The organism is Arhodomonas sp. KWT (assembly GCF_010993615.1).
Window position 1 is genome coordinate 1 of record NZ_WNXE01000895.1, and the last position, 692, is coordinate 692.

Consider the following 692-nt stretch of genomic DNA (forward strand, 5'->3'; position numbering starts at 1 on the left):
AGCCAGATGGCGGTGCTGGCGCTCGCGCGCTACCTGCGCCGGGAGCGCCCGGTGGCGCTGCTCGCCGCCAAGGACCGTGCCATCCGCACCGCCATCGTCGCCCGCGGGCTGGCCAGGGTGCCGGTGCACCTCGCCGGGCGCCTCGGCACCAACCTCTCCGCCGCCCTCGCCGGACGGGGCCGGCTGGGGCGGTGGCTGCGCTATGCGCCCATGCGGGCGCTCTACCATCGCGTGGACCGGGTGGTCGCGGTCTCCGAGGGCGTGGCCGAGGACACCCGGCGCATCGCCGGACTCGCCCCCGGGCGCGTGTGCGTGGTGCGCAACCCGGTGGTCTCGCCGGATCTCGCCGAGCAGGCACGCGCCGAGCCGGACCACCCGTGGCTGCGCGAGCCCGGCCCGCCGGTGATCCTCGGTGCCGGGCGGCTGACCCGGCAGAAGGACTTCCCGACGCTGCTGCGCGCGTTCGCGCGGCTGCGTGCCGGGCGCCCGGCGCGGCTGGTGATCCTCGGCGACGGTGGCCAGCGCGGGGCGCTGGAGGCGCAGGCGGCCGAGCTCGGCGTCGCCGACGACCTGGCCCTGCCGGGGCACGTGGCCAACCCCTACGCCTGGATGGCACGGGCCTCGCTGTTCGTGCTGTCCTCGGCCTGGGAGGGCTCGCCCAACGTGCTCACCGAGGCGGTGGCGCTGGGCAC

At 77.6% G+C, this 692-nt stretch carries 1 protein-coding gene; it reads left to right on the forward strand.

The genetic code is table 11. The annotated features are described in order from the left end of the window. A partial coding sequence (locus tag G7A99_RS23135; protein WP_163144397.1) for a glycosyltransferase occupies positions 1–692 on the forward strand: 692 nt, incomplete at both ends.